The organism is Streptomyces sp. NPDC058307 (assembly GCF_042880295.1).
In the GTDB taxonomy this organism is placed as follows: Bacteria; Actinomycetota; Actinomycetes; order Streptomycetales; family Streptomycetaceae; genus Streptomyces.
The window spans coordinates 17,895-44,703 of the sequence record NZ_JBHVYZ010000066.1 but is presented as its reverse complement, the minus strand read 5'-3'; the positions used below and the strand labels follow the sequence as shown (position 1 = coordinate 44,703).

Here is a 26,809-nt window from a genome sequence, read left to right as displayed (position 1 = left end):
GACGAGCAGGTTGCCGAGCACGGCGCCGGCGACGAGCAGGGCGGCGGCCAGCAGCAGGAGGGGGTTGCTCCAGCCGCCGGCTCCGGAGGCGGCGGCGCCGGAACCCCTGGCCCGGAAGAAGCGGCGCCGGCGGACCGGGACGCCCTCGACGACCGGTTCCGCGCCCCTGACGACCGGTTCCGCTGCCTTGACGGCCGTCTTCGGCTTCCACCAGGCCGCCCGGGCCTTCACCACCGGCACGGGCGGGGCCTGCTCCACGGCGGGCGCGGGCTCGGGTTTCCGCTCCTCCTTGGACGGCGGTGGCTTCAGCAGTTCGGGGATCTCCACTCCGCCCACGAACCCCGGCACGCTGTCGCCGACGCCGAAGGGGCTGCTGTCCACCCGCCACCAGTCGGGCTGCGCCGCGGTGTCGCCGAGTTCGTCCAGGCCGGCCAGGTGGGGCCCGTTGGAGAGGTCGCGGGCGGGAGCGGGCTGCGGCGGGGTCTCGGGGCGCTGCCGGGGGACGGCCTTGCGCAGCCGCTTGGACCGCTCGGACCGCTCGGTCTCCTCCGCTTCCCGGTCCCGCTGTACGGGCATGGCGACGACCGGCGCCTGCGGGGCGCTGCCCGCCGCACCTCCGGCGGCGGTGACCACCTCGTCGGGGCTGCCCAGTTTGGCGATGATCCGGCGGACGGCGGCGGGCGAGTCCACGGTGACCTTGGCGCGCCGCCGGTCGATCTCGTTGCGCAGTTCCGAGACGAGCCGCATACGGGTGGACGACGGCAACTGCCGCTGCTGCGCGACATCGCCGACGCGGCTCAGATACTCGTAGACGACCTGATCGCTCTCGATACCCACGAAGTCCCCTCCGGGGTTGGTGCGTTGGCTCCCCTGTGGGACGAAACTAGCGCACCGCCCCCCGGGGCGCGCACCCCCGCCGACCGCACCTGCACGGCCCGGCCGCCGGGGGCAACCCGCTACCGTTGGTCGGATGAGCAACCCGGCCGTACCGCCGCGCTCCCTCGCGGAAGCGCTCCGGGCCAGGGACGACGCCTCCCTGGCCGCGCTTCTGCGTGCCCGTCCCGACCTCATCACGCCCGTCCCCACGGACCTCACGCAGCTCGCGACCCGCGCCGGGACGCGGGCGTCGGTGGTGCGGGCGCTGGAGCGGCTGGACCGGTTCGCGCTCCAGACGGCGGAGGCGCTGGCGGTGGCGGCGGACCCGGCGCCGTACGAGGAACTGCTGGCGCTGCTGACCGGCGACGGCGGTGACCCGGCCGTGTCGGCGGCGCTCCCGCGCGCCCTCGCCACCCTGCGGGAGCAGGCCCTGGTGTGGGGCGACGACGACCGGCTGCGGCTGGTGCGCACGGCCCGTGAGCTGCTCGCGCCCTCGCCGCAGAATCCGTCGCCGACCGGGCTCGGGCCGACCGTGCAGGAGGCCACCGCGGGGATGTCGCCGGGCCGCATCCAGGACATCGTGACGGCGGCGGGGCTCGGTTCGACCCACGACGCGGTGTCCGCGGTGGCGTCGCTGACAGCCCTGTTCACCGACCGCGAGCGGATGTCGGCACTGCTCGCCGGGCTCCCGGACCAGTCGCGGGAGGTGCTCTCGCGACTGGTGTGGGGTCCGCCGTACGGCCAGGTCACCCCGGAGCCGGCGGCCCATCTGCGGCGCCTGCTCGACCTGGGACTGCTGGTGCCGACGGCGCCCGGGACGGTCGTACTGCCGCGGGAGGTGGCCCTGCATCTGCGCGGTGGCCGTGCGCACCGGGAGGTGGAACCGCTGCCGCCGGGCGTGGAGCCCGCGGCGACCCACCGTCCACAGGTTGTGGACGCGACGGCGGCCGGGCAGGCGTACACCGCGCTCGCGACCGTCGAGGATCTGCTGAAGGACTGGGACGAGGGCGGGCCCGCGGTGCTGCGGGCGGGCGGCCTGAGCGTCCGTGACCTCAAGCGCACGGCCGTCGCGCTGGACGTGGCGGAGCCGGTCGCCGCGTTCTGGGTCGAGCTGGCGTACGCGGCGGGCCTGCTGGCCTCCGACGGCGGGGCCGACGAGCGGTACGCGGCGACCCCGGCCCACGACGAGTGGCTGGAGCAGCCCCCGGCCCAGCGCTGGGTCCGGCTGGCGGAGGCGTGGCTGACGGCGACGCGGGTGCCCGGTCTGGTGGGCGGCCGGGACGCGAAGGAGCGCACCCTGTCGACGCTGGGCCCGGGACTCGACCGCAGCGCGGCGCCGGAGGTACGGCACCGGGTGCTGACGCTGCTGGCGGGGCTGCCGGAGGGTGCGTCGCCGTCGAGGGAGTCGGTGCTGGCCCGGCTGCGCTGGGAGCGCCCGCTGCGGGGGCCGCAGCGCGAGGACGATCTGCGCTCACGGCTCGCCGAGTGGACGCTGGCGGAGGCCGAGCTGCTGGGGGTGACGGGGCGGGGGGCGCTGTCGGGGCACGGGCGGGCGCTGCTGGGCGCGGCCACGCCGAAGACGCCGGCCACGGTCCCGCAGGGCCCCGGCGACAAACTTCCCGTGCACCACCGCCCCACCTCCGTGGAACCCCTCTCCCCCGCCGAGCAGGCCACCGCGTCCGCCGCGGCCGCCCGGCTGCTCGCGCCGCTCCTGCCCGAGCCGCTCGACCACGTCCTGCTCCAGGCCGACCTGACGGCGGTGGCCCCCGGCCCCCTGCAGCGGTCGCTGGCCGAGGTGCTGGACGTCCTGGCCGACGTGGAGTCGAAGGGCGGGGCGACGGTCTACCGGTTCACCCCCGCATCGGTACGCCGTGCTCTGGACGCCGGTCAGTCCGCCTCCGACCTGCACGCCTTCCTCGCCACGCACGCGCGTACGCCGGTGCCGCAGCCGCTGACGTACCTGATCGACGACGTGGCGCGCCGGCACGGCCACCTGCGGGTGGGCGCGGCCTCCGCGTACGTCCGCTGCGACGACGACGCCCTGCTCAACGAGATCCTCGCCGACAAGCGCGCCGCGGGTCTGCGCCTGCGCCGCCTGGCCCCGACCGTCCTCGCCGCCCAGGCCGACCCGGCGTCGCTCCTTGAGGGCCTGCGCGCGATGGGCTTCGCCCCGGCCGCCGAGTCCGCGGAGGGCGACGTCCTCATCACCCGCGCCCACGCCCACCGCACCCCGCCGCGCACGGCCCCCGAACCCGTGCCGGACGGCCCGCCGGTCCCCGACGCGACCCTCCTGTCGGCCGCGATCCGCGCCATCCGGGCCGGCGACCTGGCCTCGACGACCCCCCGCCGACAGTCCGACCAGTCCCTGCCCGCCAACGGCGAACTCCCCCGCACCAGCTCCGCCGAGACCCTCGCCACCATGCAGGCCGCCGTCCTCACCGGCGAGGCCCTGTGGATCGGCTACGTCAACGCCGAGGGCGCCGCCAGCCAGCGTGTCATCGCCCCCGTCCGCGTCGAGGGCGGCTTCGTGACGGCCTACGACCACACGGCGGACGAGGTCCGCACGTATCCGCTGCACCGGGTGACCGGGGTGGCGGAACTGGCGGAGGACACGGACTGACGGAGCCGGCGAAGCCTCGGACCGACCAGCGGTGAGGCGAAGGCCAAGCGGTCTCGGGGGCCGCTTCAGCAGTCCTTGTTCACCGGTGCCGTCGCCGGCAGGCCGAAGTGGGTGCGGGCCGCCGACTCCAGGGGAGTCGAGGGCACGGCGGTGTCGAGTGCGGCGGTGGTGGCGTGGCCGAAGTGGGTCGTCAGCCACTGCGCGTTGCCCGCGCCCTCGGGCGGCTCCTCCTGCGACACGACCACGTAGTCGCCGTCGGTCTCCCGCCGCAGCCGCAGCACCTGCGGGACCTCGGCGCCGCCGCACTCCACCAGGTGCCCCGCGCGCACCCCGTACTCCAGGCACAGCGTGCTGACACCGGCCCGTACGAGTCCGTCCCGCTCGTCGAGGTCCAGCGCCCACGCCCGGCAGAACCACCGGGCCCCGAGCCCGGGCTCGCCCTCCCCGTACCCGGTGCCGCGCGCCTGGTCCACGAGCCGCGCCTCGACGGCCGGCCGCACCCGGCTCCACAGGTCCGTGTCGACGTCCACCGGCCGCGACGCCCAGGCACCGGTCGCCACCAGCAGCACTGCCGCGCCCCCGCCGACCACCCATCTGCCCGCAGACATCCCCATGTGTCCTCCCCGGCCCGCTCCCGCCAGTCAAGACAACCGAGCGGGGCCCGAGGTTGCCTCGGCCTCCCTTGATCGTCCCTGGTTGAGGCACACTGGACGTTTGGCCCGTGCGGAAGGATGCATGTACGTGAACGGTCCTCTCATCGTCCAGTCCGACAAGACCCTGCTGCTCGAGGTCGACCACGAGCAGGCCGACGAGTGCCGTCGGGCCATCGCGCCGTTCGCCGAGCTGGAGCGGGCGCCCGAGCACATCCACACCTACCGGGTGACACCGCTCGGTCTGTGGAACGCGCGCGCCGCCGGGCACGACGCCGAGCAGGTGGTCGACGCGCTGGTGCAGTACAGCCGGTATCCGGTGCCGCACGCCCTGCTCGTCGACGTCGCCGAGACGATGGACCGGTACGGGCGGCTCACGCTCAGCAAGCACCCCGCCCACGGGCTCGTGCTCACCACCACCGACCGGCCGGTGCTGGAGGAGATCCTGCGCTCGAAGCGGATCATCCCGCTGGTCGGGGCGCGGCTCGACCCGGACACCGTGGCCGTGCACCCCTCCGAGCGCGGGCAGATCAAGCAGACGCTGCTGAAGCTGGGCTGGCCCGCCGAGGACCTCGCGGGGTACGTCGACGGCGAGGCGCACGCGATCGAGCTGGACGAGGACGGCTGGGCGCTCAGGCCCTACCAGAAGCAGGCCGTGGAGAACTTCTGGCACGGCGGCAGCGGCGTCGTGGTGCTGCCCTGCGGTGCCGGTAAGACTCTCGTCGGCGCCGGAGCCATGGCACAGGCAAAGTCGACCACCCTCATCCTCGTCACCAACACCGTCTCGGCCCGGCAGTGGAAGCACGAGCTCATCAAGCGGACCTCCCTGACCGAGGAGGAGATCGGCGAGTACAGCGGGACGCGGAAGGAGATCCGGCCCGTCACCATCGCCACCTACCAGGTGCTGACGACCCGGCGGAAGGGCGTCTACCCGCACCTCGAACTCTTCGACTCCCGGGACTGGGGGCTCATCCTCTACGACGAGGTGCACCTGCTGCCGGCGCCCGTCTTCAAGTTCACCGCCGACCTCCAGGCCCGGCGCAGGCTCGGACTGACCGCGACCCTCGTGCGGGAGGATGGGCGGGAGTCGGACGTGTTCTCCCTGATCGGGCCCAAGCGGTTCGACGCCCCGTGGAAGGAGATCGAGGCGCAGGGCTACATCGCGCCGGCCGACTGCGTCGAGGTGCGGGTGAACCTCACCGACTCCGAGCGGCTCGCCTACGCCACCGCCGAGCAGGAGGAGAAGTACCGCTTCTGTGCCACGACCGCGACGAAGCGGAAGGTCACGGAGGCTCTGGTACGACGGTTCGCGGGCCAGCAGATCCTGGTGATCGGGCAGTACATCGACCAGCTCGACGAACTCGGCGAGCACCTGAACGCCCCCGTCATCAAGGGCGAGACCTCCAACGCCCAGCGCGAGAAGCTCTTCGACGCCTTCCGTCAGGGCGAGATCAGCGTGCTGGTGGTGTCCAAGGTCGCGAACTTCTCCATCGACCTGCCGGAGGCGACCGTCGCCATCCAGGTCTCGGGCACCTTCGGCTCCCGCCAGGAGGAGGCTCAGCGGCTCGGCAGGGTCCTGCGCCCGAAGGCGGACGGCCACCAGGCGCACTTCTACTCCGTGGTCGCCCGCGACACCATCGACCAGGACTTCGCCGCGCACCGCCAGCGGTTCCTGGCGGAACAGGGGTACGCCTACCGGATCGTGGACGCGGACGAGCTGCTCGCGGACAGCTGACCGGCGGCTGTCTGCGGGCTACCTGCGGCGGTTACCTGCGGCGGACGCCGGCTTCCTCGCCGTACTCGCCGAGTATGACGACGTCGAAGGCGGCGCCGGCGAAGACGCGGACCGCCCGCAGGGCGTTGCCCAGGCGGTGGGTCCTGTGGGTGTCGGAGAGGGGGGTCGCCCCGGACGGGCGACCGGGGGCTGGGGTGAAGGTCGCTGCGCTCATGCCTCCATAGTGGCTTTCGGGGCATAAGGAGGGCATCGGTCCCAGGTAGCCACTTCGTGTGCTACCTGAGTACAGCCTGCGGGTGGAGCCACCCCGAGAGGAGGAGGGGCGATCCCTTAGGGGCTCGGGATATTCGGTAGGGGCCCGGAATATTCGTTGGCCCCCTCGCCTCCCCTCCCTCTAGAATCTCCGCTCTTGCCCGCCTCCCTCACGGAGTGCCGCCGCCCGGACGGAAACCGGTCGGCATCCCACCACGCGGCCCGCAGCACCTTCGGAGGCACCCCCTTGTCCAGGCCGTCCACTCCCGTGCCCGCAGACGACGACCCCCTCGCCCGCGAACGCTCCCACCTCGCCGGCTCCCGCGCCGCACTGCGCGCCATGCGCGAGGACGTCGAGTCGCTGGACATCAAGGACGTCACCGCGAACTGGGTCAACGCCGAGGTCCTGGCCCGCCAGATCGACGACCGGATCAAGGCGCTGGCCGACCTCAGCGACACCCCGCTGTTCTTCGGCCGCCTCGACTATCTGCACTCCCCCGGCGCCGACCGGGCCGAGGGCGCGGACGGAGAGCGCTTCTACATCGGCCGCCGGCACGTCCACGACCACGACGGCGACCCGATGGTGATCGACTGGCGGGCGCCGGTCTCGCAGCCGTTCTACCGGGCGTCCAAGAAGGACCCGATGGACGTCGGGCTGCGCCGCCGTTTCGGCTACACGCGCGGCGAGATCACCGCCTACGAGGACGAGCACCTCTCCGACCCCGCCGAGGCCGCGGCCACCAGCAAGCTGCTCCAGCAGGAGATCGAGCGTCCGCGCGTCGGCCCGATGCGCGACATCGTGGCGACCATCCAGCCCGAGCAGGACGAGATCGTACGGTCCGGTCTCGGCGGCACGGTCTGTGTGCAGGGAGGCCCCGGCACCGGGAAGACCGCGGTCGGCCTGCACCGCGTCGCCTATCTCCTCTACGCCCACCGCGAGCGGCTCGCCCGCACCGGCACCCTCGTCATCGGGCCGAACCGGTCCTTCCTGCACTACATCGAGCAGGTGCTGCCCGCGCTGGGTGAGTTGTCGGTGAAGCAGGCGACAGTCGACGACCTGGTGGCGGCGGGCCTGGAGGTACGCGGCACCGATGACGCGGCCGCCGCGGTCCTCAAGGGCGACGCGAGGATGGCTCAGGTGCTCCGGCGGGCCGTCTACGCGCATGTGACGATGCCCACCGAGCCGGTGATGGTGGTGCGCGGGTCGCGCAGGTGGCGGGTCCCGGCGTACGAGATCGAGGAGATCGTGCGGGAGTTGCTCGACCGGGGCATCCGGTACGGCGCCGGTCGGGAAGCCCTTCCGCAGCGGATCGCGCATGCCGTGCTGGTGCAGATGGAGCGGTCCGGGGAGGCGCCGGACGACCGGGTGCAGGACGCGGTGGCCCGCAACCCGGCGGTGAAGGCGGCGGTGAAGGCGATCTGGCCGCCGGTGGATCCGGCGAAACTGGTGCTCCGGCTGCTGACGGACGCGGACTTCCTCGCCGTGCACGCGGACGGGATCCTCGACGAGGACGAGCGCAAGACGATCCTGTGGGCGAAGCCGGTGCGGTCGGTGAAGTCGGCCAAGTGGTCTTCCGCGGACGCGGTGTTGATCGACGAGGCGACGGACATCGTGGAGCGCACGCACTCGCTGGGGCATGTGGTGCTCGACGAGGCGCAGGACCTCTCCCCGATGCAGTACCGCGCGGTCGGCCGCCGCTGCTCGACCGGTTCGGCGACGGTCCTCGGCGATCTGGCGCAGGGCACCACGCCGTGGGCGACGCGGAGTTGGGGCGAGGCGCTGGCCCACCTCGGCAAGGCGGACGGGGTGATCGAGGAGCTGACGGCCGGTTTCCGCGTCCCGACGGACGTCATCACGTATGCCTCCCGGCTCCTCCCGCACATCGCACCGGGTCTGGCCCCGGTCGCGTCGGTCCGTGAGAACCCGGGCTTCTTCGACGTGCGGGGGATCTCCGGTACGGGCGAAGTGGTCGCCGCGTGCGAGGAGTTGCTGCGCAACGAGGGTTCGACGGGTCTGATCGCGGCGGACGCCCGCGTCCCGGCTCTCGCCGAGGCGCTGACGGCGGCGGGGGTCCCGTATCTCGCCCCGGGCGAGGAGACCACGGCCGAGACCCGCCTGACCCTGGTCCCGGCGTCCCTCGCCAAGGGCCTCGAGTACGACTACGTCGTCCTGGACGAGCCGCAGGCGGTGGTGGACGGCGAACCGGACGAACGCACGGGCCTGCGGCGGCTGTACGTGGCCCTGACCCGAGCGGTGTCGGGCCTGATCGTGACCCACACGGCACCGCTGCCTGCGGCGCTGGCCGGGTAGGGCGCCGCGTCGGGGCTGGTCGGCGGCACGTTCCGAGCGGCGAGGCCGGGGGAGGACGGGGCTGTGTTCTGTCCGGCGATCACCGTGGGGGGCGGTGCGTTCCTGGGCGTTGGCTGAGCCACGCCCGGCCTCCGCGCCCCGCCGCCCCGCATCCTCGTAGCGCCCCCTCACCCCTGGTCCACCGCCCGCCGCCACTCCGCGACCGCCGCCACCGACACCGGCGCCTCCCAGCCCCCCGGCCTCGCCGCCCCGCCGATGTGGAACGCGTCGATCCCGGCCGCCCGGAGTCCCGGGACGTGGTCCAGCCGGAGGCCTCCGCCCACCAGGAGCTGTGGCTCGTACCCCGGCTCGCCCGCCCTCGACGCCTCCGCGAGGAGCACCGGCAGGCCCTCGTCGACGCCCGCCGCCGAGCCCGCGGTGAGGTAGGTGTCCAGGCCCGGGAGGTCCGCCAGCTGCTTGCGCAGGGCGTCCCGGTCCGCCGCGTGGTCGATGGCACGGTGGAAGGTCCAGCGGCACCCGTCCAGCGCCCCGACGACCCACTCCACGGCCCGCAGGTCCACCTCGCCGTCCGCGTCCAGGAACCCCAGCACGAACTCCTCGGCCCCGGCGTCCCGCACCTGCCCCGCCGCCCGGACCACCCGCGAGACGTCCCCGGCGCCGAACCCGCCCGACAACCGCAGCATCACCCGCAGCGAGATGTCCACGGCCCCCCGGATCTCCGCGACCGTGGCGACCGTCGGCGTCAGGCCGTCCGCCGCCATGTCGGTCACCAGTTCCAGCCGGTCCGCGCCTCCGGCCTGGGCGGCGATCGCGTCCTCGGCGTCGAGGGCGATCACCTCCAGGACTGCACGCTTGCTCATGGGACCCCATTCGTCGACGGTCTCGGGCGGCTACAGGTCTTACAGGTCTTACAGGTCTAGTCCAATTCCAGAATACGCCGCTACGGGGTCCCCCTCACCAGTGCGTCTCAGCCGACCCTTCACCGGACCGTCGTAAGCCGCGGGACAATGAGGGCATGGCCGATCTCGATGACCTCCGCGACCGTTTCGTCCGTGCTCTGGAGAGCGCCCGAGCCGGTGACGGTCCCGACCCGGTGCCGTACGCCGACAACCTCCTCGCCCGCTGGCAGGAGCCGCAGCGGCGCTACCACACGCTCGCCCACCTGACGGCGGTCCTCGACCACATCGACGTGCTGGAGGAGTACGCGGACGACCCGGACCTGGTGCGTCTGGCGGCCTGGTTCCACGACGCCGTCTACCTCCCGGACCGCTCGGAGAACGAGGAACGCTCCGCCCGCCTCGCCGAACGCGCCCTCCCCGAGGCCGGGCTCCCGCAGGAAGGCACGGCCGAAGTCGCCCGCCTCGTCCGTCTCACCACCGCCCACGATCCCGCCGACGACGACCGCGACGGCCAGGTCCTCTGCGACGCCGACCTCGCGATCCTCGCCGCCCCGCCCGCCGCGTACGCCGCCTACACGGCCGCCGTCCGCGAGGAGTACGGCTTCGTCCCAACCGACGCCTTCCGCGAGGGGCGGTCCGCGATCCTGCGCCAACTGCTGGATCTGCCGCGCCTTTTCAGGACGCCGTACGGAGAGCGCGAGTGGGAGGCCACGGCCCGCTACAACCTCGCCTCGGAGCTGGAAATGCTGTCGCTCTGAGGCGTCCGGCGTCATAGCCTGCCCGCATGGCAGACATGGGCGGGGACGTGGGCGGACAACGGGTGACGGAGGCCGTCGCGGACGCGGTGGCGGTGCTGCGGCCCGCGGTGGACCGGGACTGGACGGCCGTGAAGCCGGCCGGGATGGAGTGGACCGTCCACGAGACGGCCTTCCACATCTGCGGCTGCCTGATCTCGTACGCCGCGAACCTGGCCGGAGGCGCCCAGGACGACTACATCCCCTTCGACATCACCCTCGACGAGGGCACCGACAACACGGGCCTGCTGCATGTCCTGGAGACAGCCGGCGCCCTGCTCGCCGCGGCGGTCCGCACCGCGCCCCGCGAGGCCCGCGCCTTCCACCCGGCCCCCTTCCGCAGCGCGAACCGCGTGGGCTTCGCCGCGATGGGCATCGCCGAGGTCCTCCTGCACACGTACGACATCACGGCCGGTCTGGGCCTGGACTACGAGCCCCCCGCCCACCTCCCCGAGTACGTCCTCACCCGGATCTTCCCCGAGGTCCAGCCCGGCCCCGACCCCTGGCGCACCCTCCTGTGGGCCACCGGCCGCGGCGACCTGCCCGGCCGTGCCCCGCGCACCCAGTGGCGCTGGAGCAACAACCTCGTCCTGCCCACCGAGCGGCTGACCCTCCAGGGCGTCACCCCCGCGTCCGCCGCCGAACTGGCCGCAGGCGGCGACGGTGACTTCGAGTGGGTCGAGGACGGCCCCTTCGAGGGCACCCGCGAGGCCGCCGGCATGGCCATCAAGGCCTACGAGGCGGGCGTCCACCGCCCGGAGTTCGGCCTCTTCGTCCTCGTACGACGGGAGGACGGCCGCGCGATCGGCGGCATGGGCTTCCACGGCGTCCCCGACGAGAACGGCCGCGCGGAGGTCGGCTACGACCTCGCCGAGAGCGCCCGCGGCCAGGGCTACGCCACCGAGGCCCTGCGCGCCCTGAGCGACTGGGCCCTGGCCCGCGACGACGTGCGCAGCCTCTGCGCCACCATCGAGCCCGACAACGCGGCCTCGCAGCGGGTCATCGCCCGCGCCGGGTTCGTCCGGGCGACCGTGGACGAGGAGCAGGTGTACGGGGAGGCGGAGCCGGGGCTACGGCTGTACGTCCTGCCCGGCGGGGCCGGTTGACCACGCGCGGCCTTTGGGGCGACGCAGTCCCGCCCCCGTGAGCAGCCGCACCACCTCCCGGCTGCTCACCTCCACCGCGCCCGCCGCCACCACGTCGGCGTACCGGTGTGACGGGATGTCGTAGTGGTCGCGCTCGAAGGCGCGCCTGGGGACGCCCGCCTCCTCGGCGAACGCGTGCAGTTCCTCGAAGGAGGCGTCGCTGACCAGGTGGGACCACATGCGGCCGTGGCCCGGCCAGGTGGGCGGGTCGACGTAGACGGTCACGAGGGGGTGATCCCGCCCGCCGCGGTCCCGAGCGAGCCGACCGCCGCGACCTGCACGCCCGCCTTGTGGCACACCCAGTGCGGGTCGGGGCCCAGTTCCGGCTCGACCTCCAGGGCGTGCGGGTCACCGGAGCCGCACACCGGGCACAGGGGCCAGCGGCCGTAGCGCTCCAGCAGCGCGTCCTGGACGTCCTGGGCGACCAGCCCCGCGACGAATTCCGCGCCCTCGGGCCACTGCTCCACCCACCAGCGGCGCTGTACGACGGAGTCCTCGACCATCGACACCACGTCCGGGGCGGCGACCTCGCCCGCGGCCAGGTCGGCGAGGACACGGGCGCGGGCGGTGTGCAGGCTCTGCTCAAGTGGATTGATGGACTCCATGGAGCCATTGTGCGGCCTCTTGACCACGATCCGAGCTGAAAATATCTTTCCTGTGTGCCTCAGCAAGTGAAGGAAATTTTCGGCAGCGCTCTCGCCGCGAAGGTGCGCACGCTGGGCCCGTCCATGACCCGTTCCATGCAGCGGGTCGCCGAGGCCGTCGCGAAGGACCCCGCGGGGTGCGCGGCGCTCACCGTCACGGGCCTCGCGGAACTGACCGGGACCAGCGAGGCGACGGTCGTGCGGACGGCCCGGGTGCTCGGGTATCCCGGCTACCGCGACCTGCGGCTCGCCCTCGCCGGGCTGGCCGCGCAGCAGCAGTCGGGGCGGTCGCCCGCGATCACCACGGACATCGCGGTGGACGATCCGATCGCGGACGTCGTCGCCAAGCTCGCCTACGACGAGCAGCAGACCCTCGCGGACACGGCGGCCGGTCTCGACACCGTGCAGTTGGGGGCGGCGGTCGCCGCGACGGCCTCGGCGCGGCGGATCGACGTGTACGGCGTGGGGGCCTCCGGTCTCGTCGCGCAGGACCTCACCCAGAAGCTGCTGCGGATAGGGCTGATAGCGCAGGCGCACAGTGACCCGCACCTGGCCGTGACGAACGCCGTGCAGCTGCGCGCGGGGGATGTCGCCATCGCGATCACGCACTCGGGCTCGACCGGGGACGTCATCGAGCCGTTGCGGGTGGCGTTCGAGCGCGGGGCCACGACCGTCGCCATCACCGGGCGGCCGAACGGGCCGGTGGCGCAGTACGCCGACCAGGTGCTGACCACATCCACGGCCCGGGAGAGTGAGCTGCGGCCGGCCGCGATGTCGTCCCGGACCAGTCAGTTGCTGGTGGTGGACTGTCTGTTCGTGGGGGTGGCGCAGCGGACGTACGAGACGGCGGCGCCGGCGCTCTCCGCGTCCTACGAGGCACTGGCGCACCGGCACCGCCGGTAGATACGAGTCACCCGCGTCACTTGCCAGACGTCGGTCACGAAGAAAGAGCCGATCCCCCATGACCTCCACCTCCGATCCCCGCGATCTGCAGGCTCAGTTGGAGTCACTGACCACCGAGGCCTTCCGGCCCGAGCTGGCCGACATCGACCGGTTGCCGACCCTCGACATCGCCCGGCTGATGAACGGCGAGGACGCCTCCGTGCCCGCCGCGGTGTCCCGGCAGCTGCCGCGGATCGCCGCCGCCATCGACGCGATCGCCGACCGGATGGCCCGTGGCGGCCGACTGGTCTACGCCGGCGCCGGCACCGCCGGACGCCTCGGCGTGCTGGACGCCTCCGAGTGCCCGCCGACCTTCAACACGGACCCGGAGCGGGTCGTGGGCCTGATCGCGGGCGGCCGGGAAGCGTTGGTCACGTCCGTGGAGGGGGCGGAGGACTCCGCGGAGCTGGCGCGGGCCGACCTCGACGGCCTCGCGGTGACCGCCCTGGACACGGTGGTCGGGGTGTCCGCCTCCGGTCGTACCCCTTATGCCGTCGGAGCGGTGGAACACGCCCGCGCGCAGGGGGCGTTGACGGTCGGCCTGTCCTGCAACGCGGACAGCGCGCTCGCCGCGGCCGCGGAGCACGGCATCGAGGTGGTCGTGGGCCCCGAGCTGCTCACCGGTTCGACCCGGCTCAAGGCGGGCACGGCCCAGAAGCTCGTCCTCAACATGCTGTCGACGATCACGATGATCCGGCTCGGCAAGACCTACGGAAACCTGATGGTCGACGTCCGCGCCTCCAACGACAAGCTGCGCGCCCGCTCCCGCCGTATCGTCGCCCTCGCCACCGGCGCCGACGACGAGGAGGTCGAGCGGGCCCTGGCCGCCACGGACGGCGAGGTCAAGAACGCGATCCTGACGATCCTGGCCGACATCGACGGCCCCACGGCGGCCCGCCTGCTGGCGGAGTCGGGGGGCCACCTGCGGGCGGCACTGGCGGCGACGGCCGGCTAGTGCTGTTCCCCTTTGCGGCGGAGAAGCCCGAGCCTACGCCCGGGGTGTGCCGTCCCAGCGCCATGTGGTGAGACGAGGGCGTCCGGGTAGTTCGGCACGTCCGGTGGCCCACAGGAGGGTGAGCCAGGGGTCCGTGGGCGACGGTGCGTCCGGAAACAGCCGGGCGAGCACCCGAGAGCACAGATCGGCAGGCGGGCTCCATGCGAGACCGAGCCCTTGTGCCAGGTCGTGCGTGTGCACCAGGGTCTCCACGATCCCCATCGCGGCGAAGCCCTCGGGGTCCGAGACGCCGAAGACGTGGTAGGCGCGGCGCTGCGGAGGCGTCGTGCGCACCATGGCGACCAGCAGCGCGCCGCTCGCTTCCAGGACCTGCAACAGGCCGGCGGGCCCCGCCTCGCGGTCCGCGTGAATGGCGTTCGCCGGGCCGCCGGGCCGCCGGCTCTCCCACACGAAGGGCACCTCACCGTCCAAGGGCGGTGTTTCGGGGCCCAGTTGCGCAGCGTAGGCGAAGAGGTCATCGCTGAGGTGCTCGACGGTTTCCCAGCAGTCCCATTCCAGCGAACCGGCCTTGCCTTCCCACGCGGCCGGGGGCGCCTCACGAAGGACTGCCACAGCGAGTCGCACGGCGAGGTCGAGGTCGTCCGCGGTGACGGGGGGTTGGGAGAGGTCAGTATCGGCTGATCGGGACATGGCAGGACCGTACCTCGTCCGGAGGGAGCGACCCCTCCTTTTTTGATCACCGGCCCAGCAGCCCGGCAAGGCTCGCGGTCACGGCACTGGCGGGCTCAGCGGCGGACGAGGATCGCGTGGGTCACGTTCGGTGAGCTGACCAGCTCGGACACCCGGTAACCGTCGACCCCCTCGCCCAGGTCGTCGAGCAGCCGCTCGCCGCGGCCGATGAGGAGCGGGGCGATCGCCAGGTGCAGCTCGTCGATCAGTCCGGCGCGCAGATACTGCCGGATGACCGCCGCCCCGCCGCCGATCCGGACGTCCTTGCCGCCCGCGGCGTCGAAGGCGCGCCGGAGCACCTCCTCCGGCGGCTCGTCGGTGAAGTGGAAGGTGGTTCCGCCGGCCATCTCCAGTGCCGGGCGCGGATGGTGGGTGTGGACGAAGACGTCGTGGTGGTAGGGCGGGTTGTCGCCCCACCAGCCCTGCCAGGACTCGTCCTCCCACGGCCCGCGCTGCGGACCGAACATGTTCCGCCCCATGATCGTGGCGCCGACTTTCTGATCACCGCGGACGAAGTAGTCGACGTCGGTTCCGGTCTTCCCGGCGGCCGCGTCCTCCGACGCGGACATGAACCAGCTGTGCAACTCGTCGCCCCAGCCGACGCCGTCGCCGAACGGGGCGTCCAGCCGCTGGTTCGGACCGGCCATGAAGCCGTCGAGGGAGATCGTCACGTTGTGGACCCGGACCTTGGGCATGGCCTGCACCTCTCGTGTGGTGGCGTGCTCTCACCCGTGCGTCGTTCAGAGCCTGCCTGGATCGACATCCCCGCGCACCTTTTTCCAGACGAGGGTGTAGCGCCAGAAGAGCCGCCGCCGCAGCCGGACCCCGGGAAGGATGCGACGGGCTTCCCGGACGAACTCGGTGTACGGAACGTCGGCCGGGCGGGTCGGGGCGGTCATCGCGACGGGACGCCGTGGAGCCGTACGTCCCCTGTTCTTCACCCAACCGGTGACCAGGTTGAGCGGGACGGAGACGAGGCCGAGGAGTGCCTGGACGCGGGTGTCTTCCTGCGTCAGCCCGACGATCACCAGGGTCCCACCGGGAGCCAACTGCTGCCGGAAGCGGGTGAGGGTCTCGGTCAGGGGGAGGTGGTGGAGGACGGCGACGCAGGTGATGACGTCGTAGGGGGCACCCTCGTCGTACGACAGCGCGTCCGCGACGGAGAAGGTGACGGGGAGGCCGGGATCGGTCAACTCCCTTGCCACGTCGATGATGCGCACGTCGACGTCGATGCCGTGCACCTGATGCGCACGGGTGGCCAGCAGCCGGGCGAGGTCTCCGGAACCGCAGCCGACGTCCAGCGCACGCTCGAAGCGACGGGGCAGCCGGCGCATGAGCCACGGGTGGAAGTGGGCGTTGTGGGACCACGGGTGCGCGTCGTTGAAGCGGGCGAGGGCTCGGAGGACTCGGGGATAAGGATGGCCATGGGGGTGCAACCGCCTCATCAAGATCAGCCGTCGGCCTTCCCTCGCGGAACGACCCACTCCGTGGGCTGCCCGGTCACCGCGGCGATGGTGTCGAAGCCGGCGTCGTAGTGAAGAACGGTGGCCTTGTGGCGTTCGGCCGTGGCGGCGATCAACAGGTCCGGCACCGAGGCCGCCCTATGGTGCCCCTTCTCGGCCAGTAGCGCCTGAACCTCGACGGCCCGCGTACCGATCTCGTCCGTCAGCGGCAACCACTCGAACCCGCGGCGAACCGAGCGTCCTGCGGCATGGCTCTCCGCATTCCGGGCGCTGTAGAGGATCTCCAGATCGATCACGGCACAGGTCGCGATCAGACCTCCTTCGACAAGAGGCCCGAGGACAGCCCTGACGGAGGGATGCCGGGCCCGTGCCCAGACACTCTTGTCGACCAGGTACTTCGCTAGCGCCATGCACCCGCCATCACTTCCGGGTCGGTGAGGTCGTCGAAATGGCCCTCGTCGAGCATCTCCATGAAGCGTCGCCGCTTGGCCGCGGCCACGAACTCCGCCAGAGCGCCGTTGATGGTGGCCCGCTTGGTGGTCGTGCCCAGTATTTCGGCGGCCTCAGCAAGAAGCACATCATCAAGGTCGATCATGGTGCGTGACATCGCCACCTCCGAGCATATGATTCCCGAAAAACAGTATGCACGCTTCTTCGTGAAACGCTTGCCTAGCCGACGCAGGTCCATATGCGACGTCATGAGCGACGTGCCTCCCGGTTCCGACTCCGCACCCTGGCCCGCAGTACGTCGGCCTGGGGGGCGGCCCCGGTGGACTCCGGCGGACAGTCCCACTCCCGCCCGCCGCCGAGGGGCCTGAGCTGCACCCTTCCCCCCAGGTGCCCCCTCACCTCCCCCACGCGTCCGTCTCGCTCGTCGACGACGTACGACCCCACCGGCGGCCGTTCCCCGCGCAGTACGGACGCCAGCCGCTCGGCCGTCCGTACGTTGCAGCGCCCCAGGTCGACCAGCGGGAAGGGCTCGTCACCGGCGCCGGTGAGGGGGTCGACAGCGAGGGACGGCAACACGACTCCTACGCCGGTGAGCGCCTCCCGCAGGGACTCCAGGACTTCTTGGGTGGACCGCACGCTTCCTCCATCGGCACGCTGGGTTGGTGATTCGCGACACAGCGTGTCCGGTGCGGCCCTAACCTGGCCAGACAGGGCATCCCAACAACCTCGTCTGCTGGATCGGGAGCTGGGCATGGCAGGACCGAAGGATCTGGACCCGTCGTCGTCACCGAGGGCGCTGCTGGGCGCGGAGTTGCGGCACGCGCGCGAGAAGGCCGGCCTGAGCCAGGAGGAACTGGGGCAACGGCTGTTCGTGAGCGGGTCGTTCGTGGGGCAACTGGAGTCGGGCACGCGGAGGATGCAAGCGGAGTACGCACGGTTGCTGGATGAGGTGTTGGGGACGGAGGACTTCTTCCGGCGGAATTGCCGGGCGTCGGCCAAGTCCAAGTATCCGGAGCACTTTGCGGAGGCGGCGGAGGCGGAGGCCGGGGCAACGGAGATCAGGGAATACGTGCAGCTCCTGATCCCCGGCCTGCTCCAGACGCCCGCATACGCACGGGCCGTGTGCCGCGCTTATCAGCCGACAGCCAAGGAAGAGGAGATCGAAGAGTTGGTGACAGCCCGGGTGGAGCGTGCCCGGGTCCTCGGCGATCCAACAGCGCCTCTGTTGTGGGCGGTGATTGACGAGGCGGCGCTGCGTAGGGCGGTGGGCGGACGCAAGGTGATGGCGGAGGCGCTGCGTCATCTCGCCGAGCTGGCCCGGCGAGGTCGGGCCATCGTGCAGGTGCTCCCTTTCGAGGCGGGAGCGCACGCCGCGATGGAAGGCTCCCTCAAGTTGATGGACTTCGAGGACGCCCCTCCACTGGTGTACTTCGAGGGGGTCGGCACTGGGCGGCTGGAGGACGATCCGGTCATCGTCAGACACCAGCGCTTCACCTACCAACTCCTCACGGCTTACGCCCTCTCCCCGCAGAACTCCCTGGCTCTCATCGAGGCGATGGCGCAGGATTACGCCCATGAGGAACACCCCTGAGTCCTGGCGCAAGTCGACGTACAGCGGCGGCAGCGGAGGCAACTGCCTGGAAGTGGCCGTGAGCCACCCCACCGCCGTCCGCGACTCCAAGAACCCCCACGGCCCGAAGCTCGTGTTCCGGCCGGAGGCATGGTCGGCGTTCGTGGCGGCCGCCGCTCGCGACCACTGGACCGAGTAGCGGGCCCCCGAAGAACCTTCCCGCCCAAGAGGTCAGGATCTGACCTACATGCCTCCTAGCGTGTGGCCTGTCGACGGAACAGCAATCCACGGAGGGCCACACCATGACCGCCGCCACGAAGACCACCCTGCCCACCGGCGAGCGCGCCGACCTGCTGGAGGCGCTGGCCAAGCAGCGGCACTTCCTGCGCTTCACCACCCGTGACCTCACCGACGAGCAGGCCGGGAAGCGGACCACCGTCAGCGAACTGTGTCTCGGTGGTCTGATCAAGCACGTCACGTCGGTGGAACGAAACTGGGTGCGCTTCATTCAGGACGGTCCGTCGTCCATGGGCGACTTCACCGCCATGACCGAGGACGACTGGGCCCGACGGGCCGACGAGTTCCGGATGCTCCCGGGCGAGACTCTGGCCGGCGTACTGGCCGCCTACGCGGAGACGGCCGACCGGACGGACGAGCTGGTCGCCACCCTGCCCGACCTGGACGCCGCCCATCCGCTGCCCAAGGCCCCGTGGTTCGAGGCCGGGGCGCAGTGGTCGGCCCGCAGGGTGCTGCTGCACATCATCGCCGAGACGGCCCAGCACGCGGGTCACGCCGACATCGTCCGAGAGTCCCTGGACGGCGCCAAGAGCATGGGCTGACCGGTCCCGAAGCTCAAGCCTCCAGCTCCGAGCCCTCTTTTCAAGGAATGGGTGGAGGGCTCCAACCCGCCCACCCACCCCGCGTGTTGACGTGAAGCGACCGGCTTGCCACGGACAGTCACGATCGTCTAGCGTGCCCGGACAACGAACAGCCCCCGTCAGGTGCTAGCAACACCTGCGGGGGCTTGACCGCCGAGATCGAAGAGGCCGATCCCGTGGCTGACGCCAAGCTTAGTCCTGCCTTCCTGCCCGCGCACGCATCCCCGCACCCCATGGCCAAGCCGGGATACGGCAAACGCTCCGTCCCCGGCCAACACGCCCGCACCGCGCACGACTTCGCCCACCTTCCGCCCCGCGAAGCCGCCATCGCCGCGTACCTGGACCGTCTCGCCGACGGCACCGACATCTCCGTAAAGACGCTGGCCAAGCAGCTGCCGTACGGACAGTGCGCCCTCGGCACGGCCCTCAACCGCCTCCAGCGGGCAGGCCACTTGCGCCGGGGGCGCGAACGCCTGGACTCCGCTTCCGGAGGGCATCGCTGGATCACCCGATCGTGGTGGTCCCGTACCGCACGCGACGACGACTGGTGGGCGGCCTTCACGAGGGGTGACGTACCGGAGGAACCACCGAACCGCCCACCCACCCGCTCCCGCGCCCACATCCTCCTCGCCGCGCTGGGCCGCGAGACCCCCTCGCTGTCCCTCTCCGCCGCCGACTGCGCGGCCCTCGCCCCGCTGGTGGGGGTGTGGTTCGACCGGGGGGTGAGCGAGGAGGCCGTACGCCATGCCCTGACCAACGGCCTGCCGACCCCGGTCCACCACCCGGCCGCCCTGCTCCGCCGCCGCCTGACCGACAAACTCCCACCGGAGCCCCCGCCCGAACGACCGCCCCACCGGATCCTGGAGTGCGCGGAGTGCAGAGTCCCCGGGCCTCCGGAGGCCCTGCCGGGGGGCGTATGCAATAGCTGCCGGGACGGATACGCCCCCGCGCGCCCCGGCGCACTCCTGCCCGCCTCCGAGATCCACGCCCGCGCGAACCAGATCCGGGCCGCGCTGTCCCTGAAGCGAGAAGAAGGGACGCCCGTATGACCGCCCCTACGGTCCGCCGACACCGCCCCGGGGCACCATGGAGGGGAGGAGGCGACGCCATGACCCCCAGCACCGCTGAGCGTCCGCAGATGTCCGTCGAGGACTTCGAGGAGCTTGCCCGCAGGGCCCCGCAACACGTGGAGCTCGAACTCGTCCACGGGCGGCTGTATGTCAAAGGCGATCGCATCTCGGTCGAGGACTTCGAGGAGCTTGCCCGCAGAGCCCCCAAGGGTGTCCATCTTGAACTCATCGATGGAAAGCTAGAGGTCAAGCCGGTGCCCGACCAGCGCCACCGGGCCATCGTGGTGTGGCTCACCCGGCTGTTCATGCGGGAGCGCCCCGATCTGGCCCTGTACCCCGAGCAAGGACTCAGGGTGGGTGCGTACCGCAAGGGGCACGCCTGCGCGGACGGCGCGCTGGCGCCGTTCGACCACTTCATCGCGCAGGAGGGGGACTGGGCCGATCCGGAGGGTGTCCTCATGGTGGTCGAGGTCACCTCCCACGACCGTGACACCGACCGCCGTGACCGGGTCGACAAGGTTCGCGGGTACGCGGAAGCGGGTATCCCCGTCTACCTGCTCGTCGACCGGGACATCGACGCGCTCACCGTGTACAGCGACCCGCGCAATGGGACGTACCAGCGAAGCCCGGCCTACCCGTACGGATCCGTGGTCGAACTCCCGGCACCCGTCGGCGTCACCCTGGATACCGAAAAACTCAAGGATTACGCAGACTGACACCATGAACCACGCCCAGCTCACCGCTCTAGGCCGCGCCCTCCGTCTCCTCGGCGAGCACGGCGAGTCGGTCACCGGCGACACTCCGGACGCCAAGCTGCACGAGGTCAGGACCGACCTCAAGCGGGCGCTGGAGCTGCTGGAGACCACCGTCACCACCGCCGTCCCCACCACCCGCTGCGCCGAGCACCCGAACGGCCCGGTCGACGAGAACGCCCCCGACCTGTGCCTGCTGTGCGAGACCCGGCGCCGGGCGGCCCGCCGCGCGGAGATCAACGGACCGGCCGCGCGTCCCCGCGCCGCCGAACCCACCCCCTCCCGCTACGGCGTCCGCGAGGACCGCCCCCAGCCCCAGCAGCGCTGGCTGCCGGAGCTGTGGACCGGCCAGGAGTGGCAGCTGTGCGGGACGCCGAGGCGGGACCGGCACGAGGCCGAGCTCTACCTCAACGCCCAGCGCCGCGCGCCGCGCGCCGCGATGGCGTACCGGCTGGTGCACGAGTTCACCGACTACGAGGTGCTGCGGGTGTGGGGCACCCCGGTGCGGGTGGACATCGAGCCGCTCGGCAACCTCTAGAGGCCGAACGTCCGAGAGCCCGGGGGACCTACTTCAGCAGGGGGAGCGCCGCGAAGTCGTATCCCTCCCACAGCCGCCGTGAGACCTCCTCCGGGTACGGCCGCACCTCCGGCGTGGCGTCCAGGACCTGAGTGGCGCGCCCCTCGCCGTCGTACGCCGGCCATCCCGGGTCCCCGGTCCGCGCGAAGCCCGTCCACGCCGCCTGGAAGCGCGCGGTCAGTGCCCTCGCCTCGTCCGGCACCCCGGTCCCCGCGAACAGCAGATTCCCGAGGTCCGCGTCGTACGTGCCGAACAGCAGCGGGATGTCCAGGCCGTGGCAGGCACCGAGCGCGCCGCCGAACGCCGGTGCGGCCCAGGTCAGTTCGTAGAGGTGGGCCCGCCCGCCGCCTGCGGTCTGCGCCTCGGCCAGCCTCAGGGAGGGCATGTTGAACAGCCAGTCCGTCTGCACGCGTTCGTAGAGTCCGGTCGGAGTGGCGTCCGGGAAGGCCTCACGGTAGGAGCGCTCGCCGTCCGGGCCCGGCGCGAACATCCGCAGCGCCGCGGCCGCCTGCTCCTCGGTGATCCTGCCGAGCTGTTCACCGAGGGCGAGGAAGAGCCGGTACTCGTCGCGGTTGTGCCCCACGAGCAGTTCCACGTCCCGCGCCGCGCCCGCCGCCAGCGCCTCCCAGGGGGTCGTGGACAGTACGTCGCCGTCGACGACCGGTGCGAATGGCGTCGCGGTGGGGGCCACCTGCCCCCACCGGTCGTCGTACTCGCGCATCCGCGCGCTCAACCGCTCCCCCGCCGCGGGCAGTTCCCGCGGATCCACGGCGGACAGCGCGGCGGCCGTCGGCGCCAGACCCGCCTCCTTGCCGATCTCCACGGCTATGTCCCGGGCGAGTTCGGCGGAGAAGTACGTGCCGGGCACGCTCTGTGCGACGGCCCGCCCGAACAGCCCCCGCGCGCTCGGCATCGCCAGCAGCGAGGCCACCGACCCGGCCCCGGCCGACTCCCCGAACACCGTGACCTGCCCGGGGTCCCCGCCGAACGCCGTGATGTTGTCCCGCACCCACTCCAGCGCCGCGACCTGGTCCAGCAGTCCCCGGTTCGCGGGCGCCCCCTCCAGCAGGGCGAAGCCCTCGATGCCGAGGCGGTAGTTGAGAGTCACGACGACCAGGTCGCCGGCGCGCGCGAGGTGCTGGGCGTCGTAGCCGGGGCTGCCGGAGTGGCCCAGTTTGTAGGCGCCGCCGTAGATCCACACCATCACCGGGCGGCGGGCCGCCGGGTCGGTGGCGGGCGTCCAGACGTTGACCGTGAGCCAGTCGTCCCCAGTGGGTGCGTCCAGCGCACCCGCGCGCGCCTGGAAGGCCGACTCCTGCGGAGGAGGGGGCCCGAAGGCGTACGCCTCCCGGGTCCCCTCCCAGCCCCGCACGGGCCGCGGCGCCTGGAACCGGGCCTCTCCGACCGGGGGTTCGGCGAAGGGGATGCCCCGGAAGACCACCAGTCCGTCCTCGGCGCGCCCGCGCACGGCACCGGCCGTGGTGCGTACCTGGAGATCCTCGGCTGACGTCATCGTCGAACTCCTCACGGGTCTGGGCTGTTTCGCCTCACTTCAGCCCAGGCCCCTTGCGTGAGTCAACCAAGCCGGGGAGCGTTGTCCCGTCAGCTCAAAGACTTCAGCGCGGCTGCATCGTAGGGCTGGAGTTCGTCGAAGCGGCCGGCCAGTACCTTCGTCGCCCACTCGGGGTCCTGGAGCAGTGCCCGGCCGACGGCGACCATGTCGTACTCCTCGCGCTCCAGGGCGTCGAGCAGGTCGTCGATGCCCTTGACCGGGGAGCCCTCGCCCGCGAAGCCGCGGAGGAAGTCGCCGTCGAGGCCGACCGAGCCGACGGTGATGGTGGTCCTGCCGGTGAGCTTCTTGGTCCAGCCGGCGAGGTTGAGGTCGGAGCCGTCGAACTCGGGGAGCCAGTAGCGGCGGGTGGAGGCGTGGAAGGCGTCGACACCGGCCGCGGCGAGCGGGGCGAGGATCGCCTCCAGCTCCTCCGGGGTCTCGGCGAGCCGCGCCTTGTAGGCCTCCTGCTTCCACTGCGAGTACCGGAAGATCACCGGGAACTCGGGCGACACCGTCTCACGTACGGCCGCGACGATCTCCGCCGCGAACTTCGTACGGGCGACGGGGTCACCGCCGTAGGCGTCGGTGCGGCGGTTGGTGCCCGCCCACAGGAACTGGTCGATGAGGTAGCCGTGGGCGCCGTGCAGTTCCACGCCGTCGAAGCCGATGCGCTCGGCGGCGGCCGCGGCCTCGGCGAACGCACCGATGACATCGTCCAGGTCGCGCTGGGTCATGGCCTTGCCGGTGGGCTCGTCGGCGCCGGGGCGGATGCCGGAGGGGCCGACCGCGGGGGCGTCCGGGTAGGGCTCCTTGCCCTGCTCACGCACCATGCCGATGTGCCACAGCTGCGGGACGATGGTGCCGCCCGCCGCGTGCACCTGCTCGGCGACCTTCGCCCAGCCCGCCAGCTGCTCCTCCCCGTGGAACCGCGGGACGCTGCCGCTGTTCCCGGCCGACTCGTGACCGACGTAGGTGCCCTCGGTGACGATCAGACCGACACCGGCGGCCGCGCGGCGGGAGTAGTACGACGCCACGTCCGCACCGGGGACACCGCCCGGCGAGAACATCCGGGTCATGGGCGCCATCGCGATGCGGTTCGGGACGGTCAGGCCGTTGATGTGGACCGGACGGGAGAGGATCTCGGCGGCCCGGGAGGCGGCCGGAGGCGTGGCGGGAGCGGTCACGTGGGGTACTCCTCGGTATGTGCATACGCATGGACGATTACCCAGGAGTCAACCTCCTCGTCCGCCCCAGGATTTCCCGTCGCGCTGTGACTCGGGCCACGCAGCGAAGAAGCCCGCCCCACGAGTGTGGGGCGGGCTTCTTGTGGAGCGCCGGGCAGGCCTTGCACCTGCATCTCCCCGCAGGAAGCGGGGCGTCTTTCCTTGGACCACCAACGCGTAGTCGGCCGACGGGAGTTCACGTCGGGCGGCTCGTGATCAAGCATAGCGCAAGAAATGACCGGGGGCGGCCACCTCCTGTTCCCAGGAAGTGCCGCCCCCGCCAAGGACGTTGACCTACCGTCGGGCCTGGTGGCCCGGGGTGGATCAGAAGTCCATGTCACCGCCGGGCATACCGCCACCGGCGGGCGCGGCGGCCTTCTCCGGCTTGTCGGCGATGACGGCCTCGGTGGTGAGGAACAGCGCGGCGATGGAGGCGGCGTTCTGCAGGGCAGAGCGGGTCACCTTCGCCGGGTCGATGATGCCTTCGGCGATCATGTCGACGTACTCACCGGTCGCGGCGTTCAGGCCGTGGCCGACGGGCAGGTTGCGCACCTTCTCGACGATGACGCCACCCTCGAGACCACCGTTGACGGCGATCTGCTTGAGCGGGGCCTCCAGGGCCAGCTTCACGGCGTTGGCGCCGGTCAGCTCGTCACCCTCCAGGTCCAGCTTCTCGAAGACCGAGGAGGCCTGGATGAGGGCCACGCCACCACCGGCGACGATGCCCTCCTCGACGGCCGCCTTCGCGTTGCGAACGGCGTCCTCGATGCGGTGCTTGCGCTCCTTGAGCTCGACCTCGGTCGCGGCACCGGCCTTGATGACGGCGACGCCACCGGCGAGCTTCGCCAGGCGCTCCTGGAGCTTCTCGCGGTCGTAGTCCGAGTCGCTGTTCTCGATCTCGGCGCGGATCTGGTTGACGCGACCGTTGACCTGGTCGGACGAACCGGCACCGTCGACGATGGTGGTCTCGTCCTTGGTGATGACGACCTTGCGGGCGCGGCCCAGGAGGTCCAGGGTCGCGTTCTCCAGCTTGAGGCCGACCTCCTCGGAGATGACCTCGCCGCCCGTGAGGATGGCGATGTCGCCGAGCATGGCCTTGCGGCGGTCACCGAAGCCCGGGGCCTTGACGGCGACCGACTTGAAGGTGCCGCGGATCTTGTTGACGACCAGGGTCGACAGGGCCTCGCCCTCGACGTCCTCGGCGATGATCAGCAGCGGCTTGCCCGACTGCATGACCTTCTCCAGGAGCGGGAGCAGGTCCTTGACGGAGCCGATCTTGGAGTTGGCGATGAGGATGTAGGGGTCGTCGAGCGACGCCTCCATCCGCTCCATGTCGGTGGCGAAGTACGCCGAGATGTAGCCCTTGTCGAAGCGCATACCCTCGGTGAGCTCCAGCTCCAGACCGAAGGTCTGGGACTCCTCGACGGTGATGACGCCTTCCTTGCCGACCTTGTCCATCGCCTCGGCGATGAGCTCGCCGATCTGGGTGTCGGCGGCGGAGATGGAGGCCGTGGAGGCGATCTGCTCCTTGGTCTCGACATCCTTGGCCTGCTCGAGCAGGGCGGCGGAGACGGCCTCGACGGCCTTCTCGATACCGCGCTTGAGGGCCATGGGGTTGGCGCCGGCGGCTACGTTGCGCAGGCCTTCCTTGACCAGGGCCTGGGCGAGCACGGTCGCGGTGGTCGTACCGTCACCGGCGACGTCGTCCGTCTTCTTGGCGACTTCCTTGACCAGCTCGGCGCCGATCTTCTCGTACGGGTCCTCGAGCTCGATCTCCTTGGCGATGGAGACACCATCGTTGGTGATCGTGGGGGCGCCCCACTTCTTCTCGAGGACGACGTTGCGGCCCTTGGGGCCGAGCGTCACCTTGACGGCGTCCGCGAGCTGGTTCATGCCGCGCTCGAGGCCGCGCCGCGCCTCCTCGTCGAACGCGATGATCTTGGCCATGTGAAGTGGTCCCTCCAGGACTGGGGGTGATTCCTTCGGACCGCGCCCGCGCCCGCGACGGACGGCTCGCCGGCCTGTGGATCCTTGCCCCACAAGGCCTGCGGGCCTCACCGACCCGGTCCATCTTTGTCACTCTCACCTTCAGAGTGCTAACGCCAATGATTAGCACTCGGCATGGTCGAGTGCAAGCGCCTCTCGCGTTTCGGGCCCCCTCCCGGCCCTGCCGCCGGGCCTCTTCCCACCCCACGAGCCCCACCCCGACCGCACCCCCACAGGCCCCGCAGCGAAGCAACGACGCCCGGAGTCGCTCCCGTTGACACCCCCGGACGACCCACCGGGGCCCAGCGTGCCGCCGCAGGCATCCAGGGGCGCGGGGAACTGCGCAAAACGCCCGCCCCCACCGAACCCGCACCCGCACCCGCCAACCGCACACATGCCGAAGGGCCCGTACCCATGACTCCCCATGGGGTACGAGCCCTCCGAAGAAGAACGAAGAACGACGCTGTTGTTACCCGGCGCGTGCTTCAGCCAGTCGCGAGACGGACCATGTCCGCCTGCGGCCCCTTCTGACCTTGCGAGATCTCGAACTCGACCCGCTGGCCCTCTTCAAGGGTGCGGTAGCCGTCCATCTGAATCGCGCTGTAGTGGACGAATACATCCGCACCACCGTCGACCGCGATGAAGCCGTACCCCTTCTCCGCGTTGAACCACTTGACGGTGCCCTGAGCCATGCCTAACTCCCCTATTACTGGCCCTTGCACGGATCCACACTTCA

29 protein-coding genes are annotated in these 26,809 nt (G+C 71.7%); 13 read left to right on the top strand and 16 right to left on the bottom strand.

Translation table 11 applies throughout. From position 1 onward, the window contains the following. On the bottom strand, window positions 1-837 hold an 837-nt coding region (locus tag ACFVYN_RS33945), incomplete at its 3' end, for a hypothetical protein (protein WP_390005688.1). 133 nt (window positions 838-970) lie between these two features. On the opposite strand from ACFVYN_RS33945, the gene ACFVYN_RS33940 reads away from it, so the two are divergent. Beyond that, window positions 971-3,496 (top strand): helicase-associated domain-containing protein, encoded by a 2,526-nt coding sequence (locus tag ACFVYN_RS33940; RefSeq protein ID WP_390005687.1) that lies wholly within the window; start codon window positions 971-973, stop codon window positions 3,494-3,496. 65 nt (window positions 3,497-3,561) lie between these two features. On the opposite strand, the gene ACFVYN_RS33935 is transcribed toward ACFVYN_RS33940, so the two are convergent. Continuing rightward, window positions 3,562-4,104 carry a hypothetical protein gene (locus tag ACFVYN_RS33935; protein ID WP_390005686.1) on the bottom strand — a complete coding sequence of 181 codons (543 nt, stop codon included), beginning with the start codon at window positions 4,102-4,104 and terminating at the stop codon, window positions 3,562-3,564. 133 nt (window positions 4,105-4,237) lie between these two features. Between ACFVYN_RS33935 and ACFVYN_RS33930 the strand changes: the two genes are divergently transcribed. Further along, window positions 4,238-5,881, top strand: a complete 1,644-nt coding sequence (locus ACFVYN_RS33930; protein ID WP_390005685.1) for a DNA repair helicase XPB — start codon at window positions 4,238-4,240, stop codon at window positions 5,879-5,881. Window positions 5,882-5,912: 31 nt separating this feature from the next. Here ACFVYN_RS33930 and ACFVYN_RS33925 read toward each other — a convergent pair whose 3' ends face one another. Next, on the bottom strand, window positions 5,913-6,095 hold the full coding sequence (locus ACFVYN_RS33925; RefSeq protein WP_390005684.1) for a hypothetical protein: 183 nt from the start codon (window positions 6,093-6,095) through the stop codon (window positions 5,913-5,915). Between the two features lie 378 nt (window positions 6,096-6,473). On the opposite strand from ACFVYN_RS33925, the gene ACFVYN_RS33920 reads away from it, so the two are divergent. Further along, window positions 6,474-8,444 (top strand): HelD family protein, encoded by a 1,971-nt coding sequence (locus tag ACFVYN_RS33920; RefSeq protein ID WP_390005697.1) that lies wholly within the window; start codon window positions 6,474-6,476, stop codon window positions 8,442-8,444. 167 nt (window positions 8,445-8,611) lie between these two features. Here the strand turns inward: ACFVYN_RS33920 and ACFVYN_RS33915 are convergent, their stop codons facing one another. Next, window positions 8,612-9,304, bottom strand: a complete 693-nt coding sequence (locus ACFVYN_RS33915) for a copper homeostasis protein CutC (protein ID WP_390005683.1) — start codon at window positions 9,302-9,304, stop codon at window positions 8,612-8,614. Window positions 9,305-9,459: 155 nt separating this feature from the next. Here ACFVYN_RS33915 and ACFVYN_RS33910 point away from each other — a divergent pair, with 155 nt between their 5' ends. Both ACFVYN_RS33910 and ACFVYN_RS33905 read left to right on the top strand, forming a co-directional pair. Continuing rightward, on the top strand, window positions 9,460-10,101 hold the full coding sequence (locus ACFVYN_RS33910) for a hypothetical protein (protein ID WP_390005682.1): 642 nt from the start codon (window positions 9,460-9,462) through the stop codon (window positions 10,099-10,101). 35 nt (window positions 10,102-10,136) lie between these two features. Further along, the gene (locus tag ACFVYN_RS33905; protein ID WP_390005695.1) at window positions 10,137-11,243 is read left to right on the top strand and encodes a GNAT family N-acetyltransferase; all 1,107 of its coding nucleotides are present in this window, start codon (window positions 10,137-10,139) and stop codon (window positions 11,241-11,243) included. On the opposite strand, the gene ACFVYN_RS33900 is transcribed toward ACFVYN_RS33905, so the two are convergent. Then, on the bottom strand, window positions 11,208-11,507 hold the full coding sequence (locus tag ACFVYN_RS33900) for a DUF4031 domain-containing protein (protein WP_390005681.1): 300 nt from the start codon (window positions 11,505-11,507) through the stop codon (window positions 11,208-11,210). The genes ACFVYN_RS33905 and ACFVYN_RS33900 overlap by 36 nt on opposite strands. Next, entirely contained in the window at window positions 11,504-11,887 is a 384-nt protein-coding gene (locus ACFVYN_RS33895; protein WP_390005680.1) for a hypothetical protein, read from the bottom strand. The genes ACFVYN_RS33900 and ACFVYN_RS33895 overlap by 4 nt, the downstream gene beginning before the upstream one ends. 54 nt (window positions 11,888-11,941) lie before the next feature. Here ACFVYN_RS33895 and ACFVYN_RS33890 point away from each other — a divergent pair, with 54 nt between their 5' ends. Then, window positions 11,942-12,829 (top strand): MurR/RpiR family transcriptional regulator, encoded by an 888-nt coding sequence (locus ACFVYN_RS33890; RefSeq protein WP_390005678.1) that lies wholly within the window; start codon window positions 11,942-11,944, stop codon window positions 12,827-12,829. A gap of 58 nt (window positions 12,830-12,887) precedes the next feature. Then, the gene (gene murQ / locus ACFVYN_RS33885; protein WP_390005677.1) at window positions 12,888-13,823 is read left to right on the top strand and encodes an N-acetylmuramic acid 6-phosphate etherase; all 936 of its coding nucleotides are present in this window, start codon (window positions 12,888-12,890) and stop codon (window positions 13,821-13,823) included. A gap of 33 nt (window positions 13,824-13,856) precedes the next feature. Here murQ and ACFVYN_RS33880 read toward each other — a convergent pair whose 3' ends face one another. From ACFVYN_RS33880 to ACFVYN_RS33855, 6 genes are all read right to left on the bottom strand, one after another. Further along, a complete protein-coding gene (locus tag ACFVYN_RS33880) occupies window positions 13,857-14,513 on the bottom strand; it encodes a maleylpyruvate isomerase N-terminal domain-containing protein (protein ID WP_390005675.1) in 657 nt (218 codons plus the stop codon). Between the two features lie 95 nt (window positions 14,514-14,608). Then, window positions 14,609-15,247 (bottom strand): dihydrofolate reductase family protein, encoded by a 639-nt coding sequence (locus tag ACFVYN_RS33875; protein ID WP_390005674.1) that lies wholly within the window; start codon window positions 15,245-15,247, stop codon window positions 14,609-14,611. Between the two features lie 45 nt (window positions 15,248-15,292). Then, window positions 15,293-15,997: a class I SAM-dependent methyltransferase gene (locus ACFVYN_RS33870; protein ID WP_390005673.1), complete on the bottom strand. Its 705-nt coding sequence runs from the start codon at window positions 15,995-15,997 to the stop codon at window positions 15,293-15,295. A gap of 5 nt (window positions 15,998-16,002) precedes the next feature. Beyond that, window positions 16,003-16,425: a PIN domain nuclease gene (locus ACFVYN_RS33865; protein ID WP_390005671.1), complete on the bottom strand. Its 423-nt coding sequence runs from the start codon at window positions 16,423-16,425 to the stop codon at window positions 16,003-16,005. Then, window positions 16,416-16,622, bottom strand: a complete 207-nt coding sequence (locus tag ACFVYN_RS33860) for a type II toxin-antitoxin system VapB family antitoxin (RefSeq protein WP_390005670.1) — start codon at window positions 16,620-16,622, stop codon at window positions 16,416-16,418. Before ACFVYN_RS33860 ends, ACFVYN_RS33865 begins: the two co-directional genes overlap by 10 nt. Window positions 16,623-16,711: 89 nt before the next feature. Then, window positions 16,712-17,101 carry a hypothetical protein gene (locus ACFVYN_RS33855; RefSeq protein ID WP_390005668.1) on the bottom strand — a complete coding sequence of 130 codons (390 nt, stop codon included), beginning with the start codon at window positions 17,099-17,101 and terminating at the stop codon, window positions 16,712-16,714. Window positions 17,102-17,216: 115 nt separating this feature from the next. Here ACFVYN_RS33855 and ACFVYN_RS33850 point away from each other — a divergent pair, with 115 nt between their 5' ends. The 6 genes from ACFVYN_RS33850 (at window position 17,217) to ACFVYN_RS33825 (ending at window position 21,273) form a co-directional block, all read left to right on the top strand. Continuing rightward, complete coding sequence (locus ACFVYN_RS33850) at window positions 17,217-18,056, top strand: helix-turn-helix domain-containing protein (protein ID WP_390005666.1); 840 nt, start codon at window positions 17,217-17,219, stop codon at window positions 18,054-18,056. After that, window positions 18,040-18,234, top strand: a complete 195-nt coding sequence (locus ACFVYN_RS33845; protein ID WP_390005664.1) for a DUF397 domain-containing protein — start codon at window positions 18,040-18,042, stop codon at window positions 18,232-18,234. Before ACFVYN_RS33850 ends, ACFVYN_RS33845 begins: the two co-directional genes overlap by 17 nt. A 103-nt stretch (window positions 18,235-18,337) precedes the next feature. Further along, entirely contained in the window at window positions 18,338-18,874 is a 537-nt protein-coding gene (locus ACFVYN_RS33840) for a DinB family protein (protein ID WP_390005662.1), read from the top strand. Between the two features lie 272 nt (window positions 18,875-19,146). Next, window positions 19,147-19,962 (top strand): hypothetical protein, encoded by an 816-nt coding sequence (locus ACFVYN_RS33835; RefSeq protein WP_390005693.1) that lies wholly within the window; start codon window positions 19,147-19,149, stop codon window positions 19,960-19,962. Window positions 19,963-20,051: 89 nt separating this feature from the next. Then, a complete protein-coding gene (locus ACFVYN_RS33830; protein WP_390005660.1) occupies window positions 20,052-20,699 on the top strand; it encodes a Uma2 family endonuclease in 648 nt (215 codons plus the stop codon). Between the two features lie 4 nt (window positions 20,700-20,703). Next, window positions 20,704-21,273 (top strand): hypothetical protein, encoded by a 570-nt coding sequence (locus tag ACFVYN_RS33825; protein WP_390005658.1) that lies wholly within the window; start codon window positions 20,704-20,706, stop codon window positions 21,271-21,273. Between the two features lie 28 nt (window positions 21,274-21,301). On the opposite strand, the gene ACFVYN_RS33820 is transcribed toward ACFVYN_RS33825, so the two are convergent. From ACFVYN_RS33820 to ACFVYN_RS33805, 4 genes are all read right to left on the bottom strand, one after another. Then, entirely contained in the window at window positions 21,302-22,825 is a 1,524-nt protein-coding gene (locus ACFVYN_RS33820; RefSeq protein WP_390005657.1) for a carboxylesterase/lipase family protein, read from the bottom strand. An 89-nt stretch (window positions 22,826-22,914) separates the two neighbouring features. Further along, complete coding sequence (locus ACFVYN_RS33815; RefSeq protein WP_390005655.1) at window positions 22,915-24,048, bottom strand: NADH:flavin oxidoreductase; 1,134 nt, start codon at window positions 24,046-24,048, stop codon at window positions 22,915-22,917. Window positions 24,049-24,411: 363 nt separating this feature from the next. Next, window positions 24,412-26,034 (bottom strand): chaperonin GroEL, encoded by a 1,623-nt coding sequence (groL, locus tag ACFVYN_RS33810; RefSeq protein ID WP_007382894.1) that lies wholly within the window; start codon window positions 26,032-26,034, stop codon window positions 24,412-24,414. 524 nt (window positions 26,035-26,558) lie between these two features. Further along, the gene (locus ACFVYN_RS33805; RefSeq protein ID WP_007382895.1) at window positions 26,559-26,765 is read right to left on the bottom strand and encodes a cold-shock protein; all 207 of its coding nucleotides are present in this window, start codon (window positions 26,763-26,765) and stop codon (window positions 26,559-26,561) included. Window positions 26,766-26,809: the final 44 nt, after the last annotated feature.

What these genes read in the sequence shown, in the direction of transcription:
- ACFVYN_RS33940 (WP_390005687.1), top strand. Translation starts at nt 971, where the DNA reads ATGAGCAACCCGGCCGTACCGCCGCGCTCCCTCGCGGAAGCGCTCCGG.
- ACFVYN_RS33935 (WP_390005686.1), bottom strand. Translation starts at nt 4,104, where the DNA reads ATGTCTGCGGGCAGATGGGTGGTCGGCGGGGGCGCGGCAGTGCTGCTG.
- ACFVYN_RS33925 (WP_390005684.1), bottom strand. Translation starts at nt 6,095, where the DNA reads ATGAGCGCAGCGACCTTCACCCCAGCCCCCGGTCGCCCGTCCGGGGCG.
- ACFVYN_RS33920 (WP_390005697.1), top strand. Translation starts at nt 6,474, where the DNA reads ATGCGCGAGGACGTCGAGTCGCTGGACATCAAGGACGTCACCGCGAAC.
- ACFVYN_RS33915 (WP_390005683.1), bottom strand. Translation starts at nt 9,304, where the DNA reads ATGAGCAAGCGTGCAGTCCTGGAGGTGATCGCCCTCGACGCCGAGGAC.
- ACFVYN_RS33910 (WP_390005682.1), top strand. Translation starts at nt 9,460, where the DNA reads ATGGCCGATCTCGATGACCTCCGCGACCGTTTCGTCCGTGCTCTGGAG.
- ACFVYN_RS33905 (WP_390005695.1), top strand. Translation starts at nt 10,137, where the DNA reads ATGGGCGGGGACGTGGGCGGACAACGGGTGACGGAGGCCGTCGCGGAC.
- ACFVYN_RS33895 (WP_390005680.1), bottom strand. Translation starts at nt 11,887, where the DNA reads ATGGAGTCCATCAATCCACTTGAGCAGAGCCTGCACACCGCCCGCGCC.
- murQ (WP_390005677.1), top strand. Translation starts at nt 12,888, where the DNA reads ATGACCTCCACCTCCGATCCCCGCGATCTGCAGGCTCAGTTGGAGTCA.
- ACFVYN_RS33880 (WP_390005675.1), bottom strand. Translation starts at nt 14,513, where the DNA reads ATGTCCCGATCAGCCGATACTGACCTCTCCCAACCCCCCGTCACCGCG.
- ACFVYN_RS33875 (WP_390005674.1), bottom strand. Translation starts at nt 15,247, where the DNA reads ATGCCCAAGGTCCGGGTCCACAACGTGACGATCTCCCTCGACGGCTTC.
- ACFVYN_RS33870 (WP_390005673.1), bottom strand. Translation starts at nt 15,997, where the DNA reads ATGAGGCGGTTGCACCCCCATGGCCATCCTTATCCCCGAGTCCTCCGA.
- ACFVYN_RS33865 (WP_390005671.1), bottom strand. Translation starts at nt 16,425, where the DNA reads ATGGCGCTAGCGAAGTACCTGGTCGACAAGAGTGTCTGGGCACGGGCC.
- ACFVYN_RS33860 (WP_390005670.1), bottom strand. Translation starts at nt 16,622, where the DNA reads ATGTCACGCACCATGATCGACCTTGATGATGTGCTTCTTGCTGAGGCC.
- ACFVYN_RS33850 (WP_390005666.1), top strand. Translation starts at nt 17,217, where the DNA reads ATGGCAGGACCGAAGGATCTGGACCCGTCGTCGTCACCGAGGGCGCTG.
- ACFVYN_RS33845 (WP_390005664.1), top strand. Translation starts at nt 18,040, where the DNA reads ATGAGGAACACCCCTGAGTCCTGGCGCAAGTCGACGTACAGCGGCGGC.
- ACFVYN_RS33840 (WP_390005662.1), top strand. Translation starts at nt 18,338, where the DNA reads ATGACCGCCGCCACGAAGACCACCCTGCCCACCGGCGAGCGCGCCGAC.
- ACFVYN_RS33835 (WP_390005693.1), top strand. Translation starts at nt 19,147, where the DNA reads ATGGCCAAGCCGGGATACGGCAAACGCTCCGTCCCCGGCCAACACGCC.
- ACFVYN_RS33830 (WP_390005660.1), top strand. Translation starts at nt 20,052, where the DNA reads ATGTCCGTCGAGGACTTCGAGGAGCTTGCCCGCAGGGCCCCGCAACAC.
- ACFVYN_RS33825 (WP_390005658.1), top strand. Translation starts at nt 20,704, where the DNA reads ATGAACCACGCCCAGCTCACCGCTCTAGGCCGCGCCCTCCGTCTCCTC.
- ACFVYN_RS33820 (WP_390005657.1), bottom strand. Translation starts at nt 22,825, where the DNA reads ATGACGTCAGCCGAGGATCTCCAGGTACGCACCACGGCCGGTGCCGTG.
- groL (WP_007382894.1), bottom strand. Translation starts at nt 26,034, where the DNA reads ATGGCCAAGATCATCGCGTTCGACGAGGAGGCGCGGCGCGGCCTCGAG.
- ACFVYN_RS33805 (WP_007382895.1), bottom strand. Translation starts at nt 26,765, where the DNA reads ATGGCTCAGGGCACCGTCAAGTGGTTCAACGCGGAGAAGGGGTACGGC.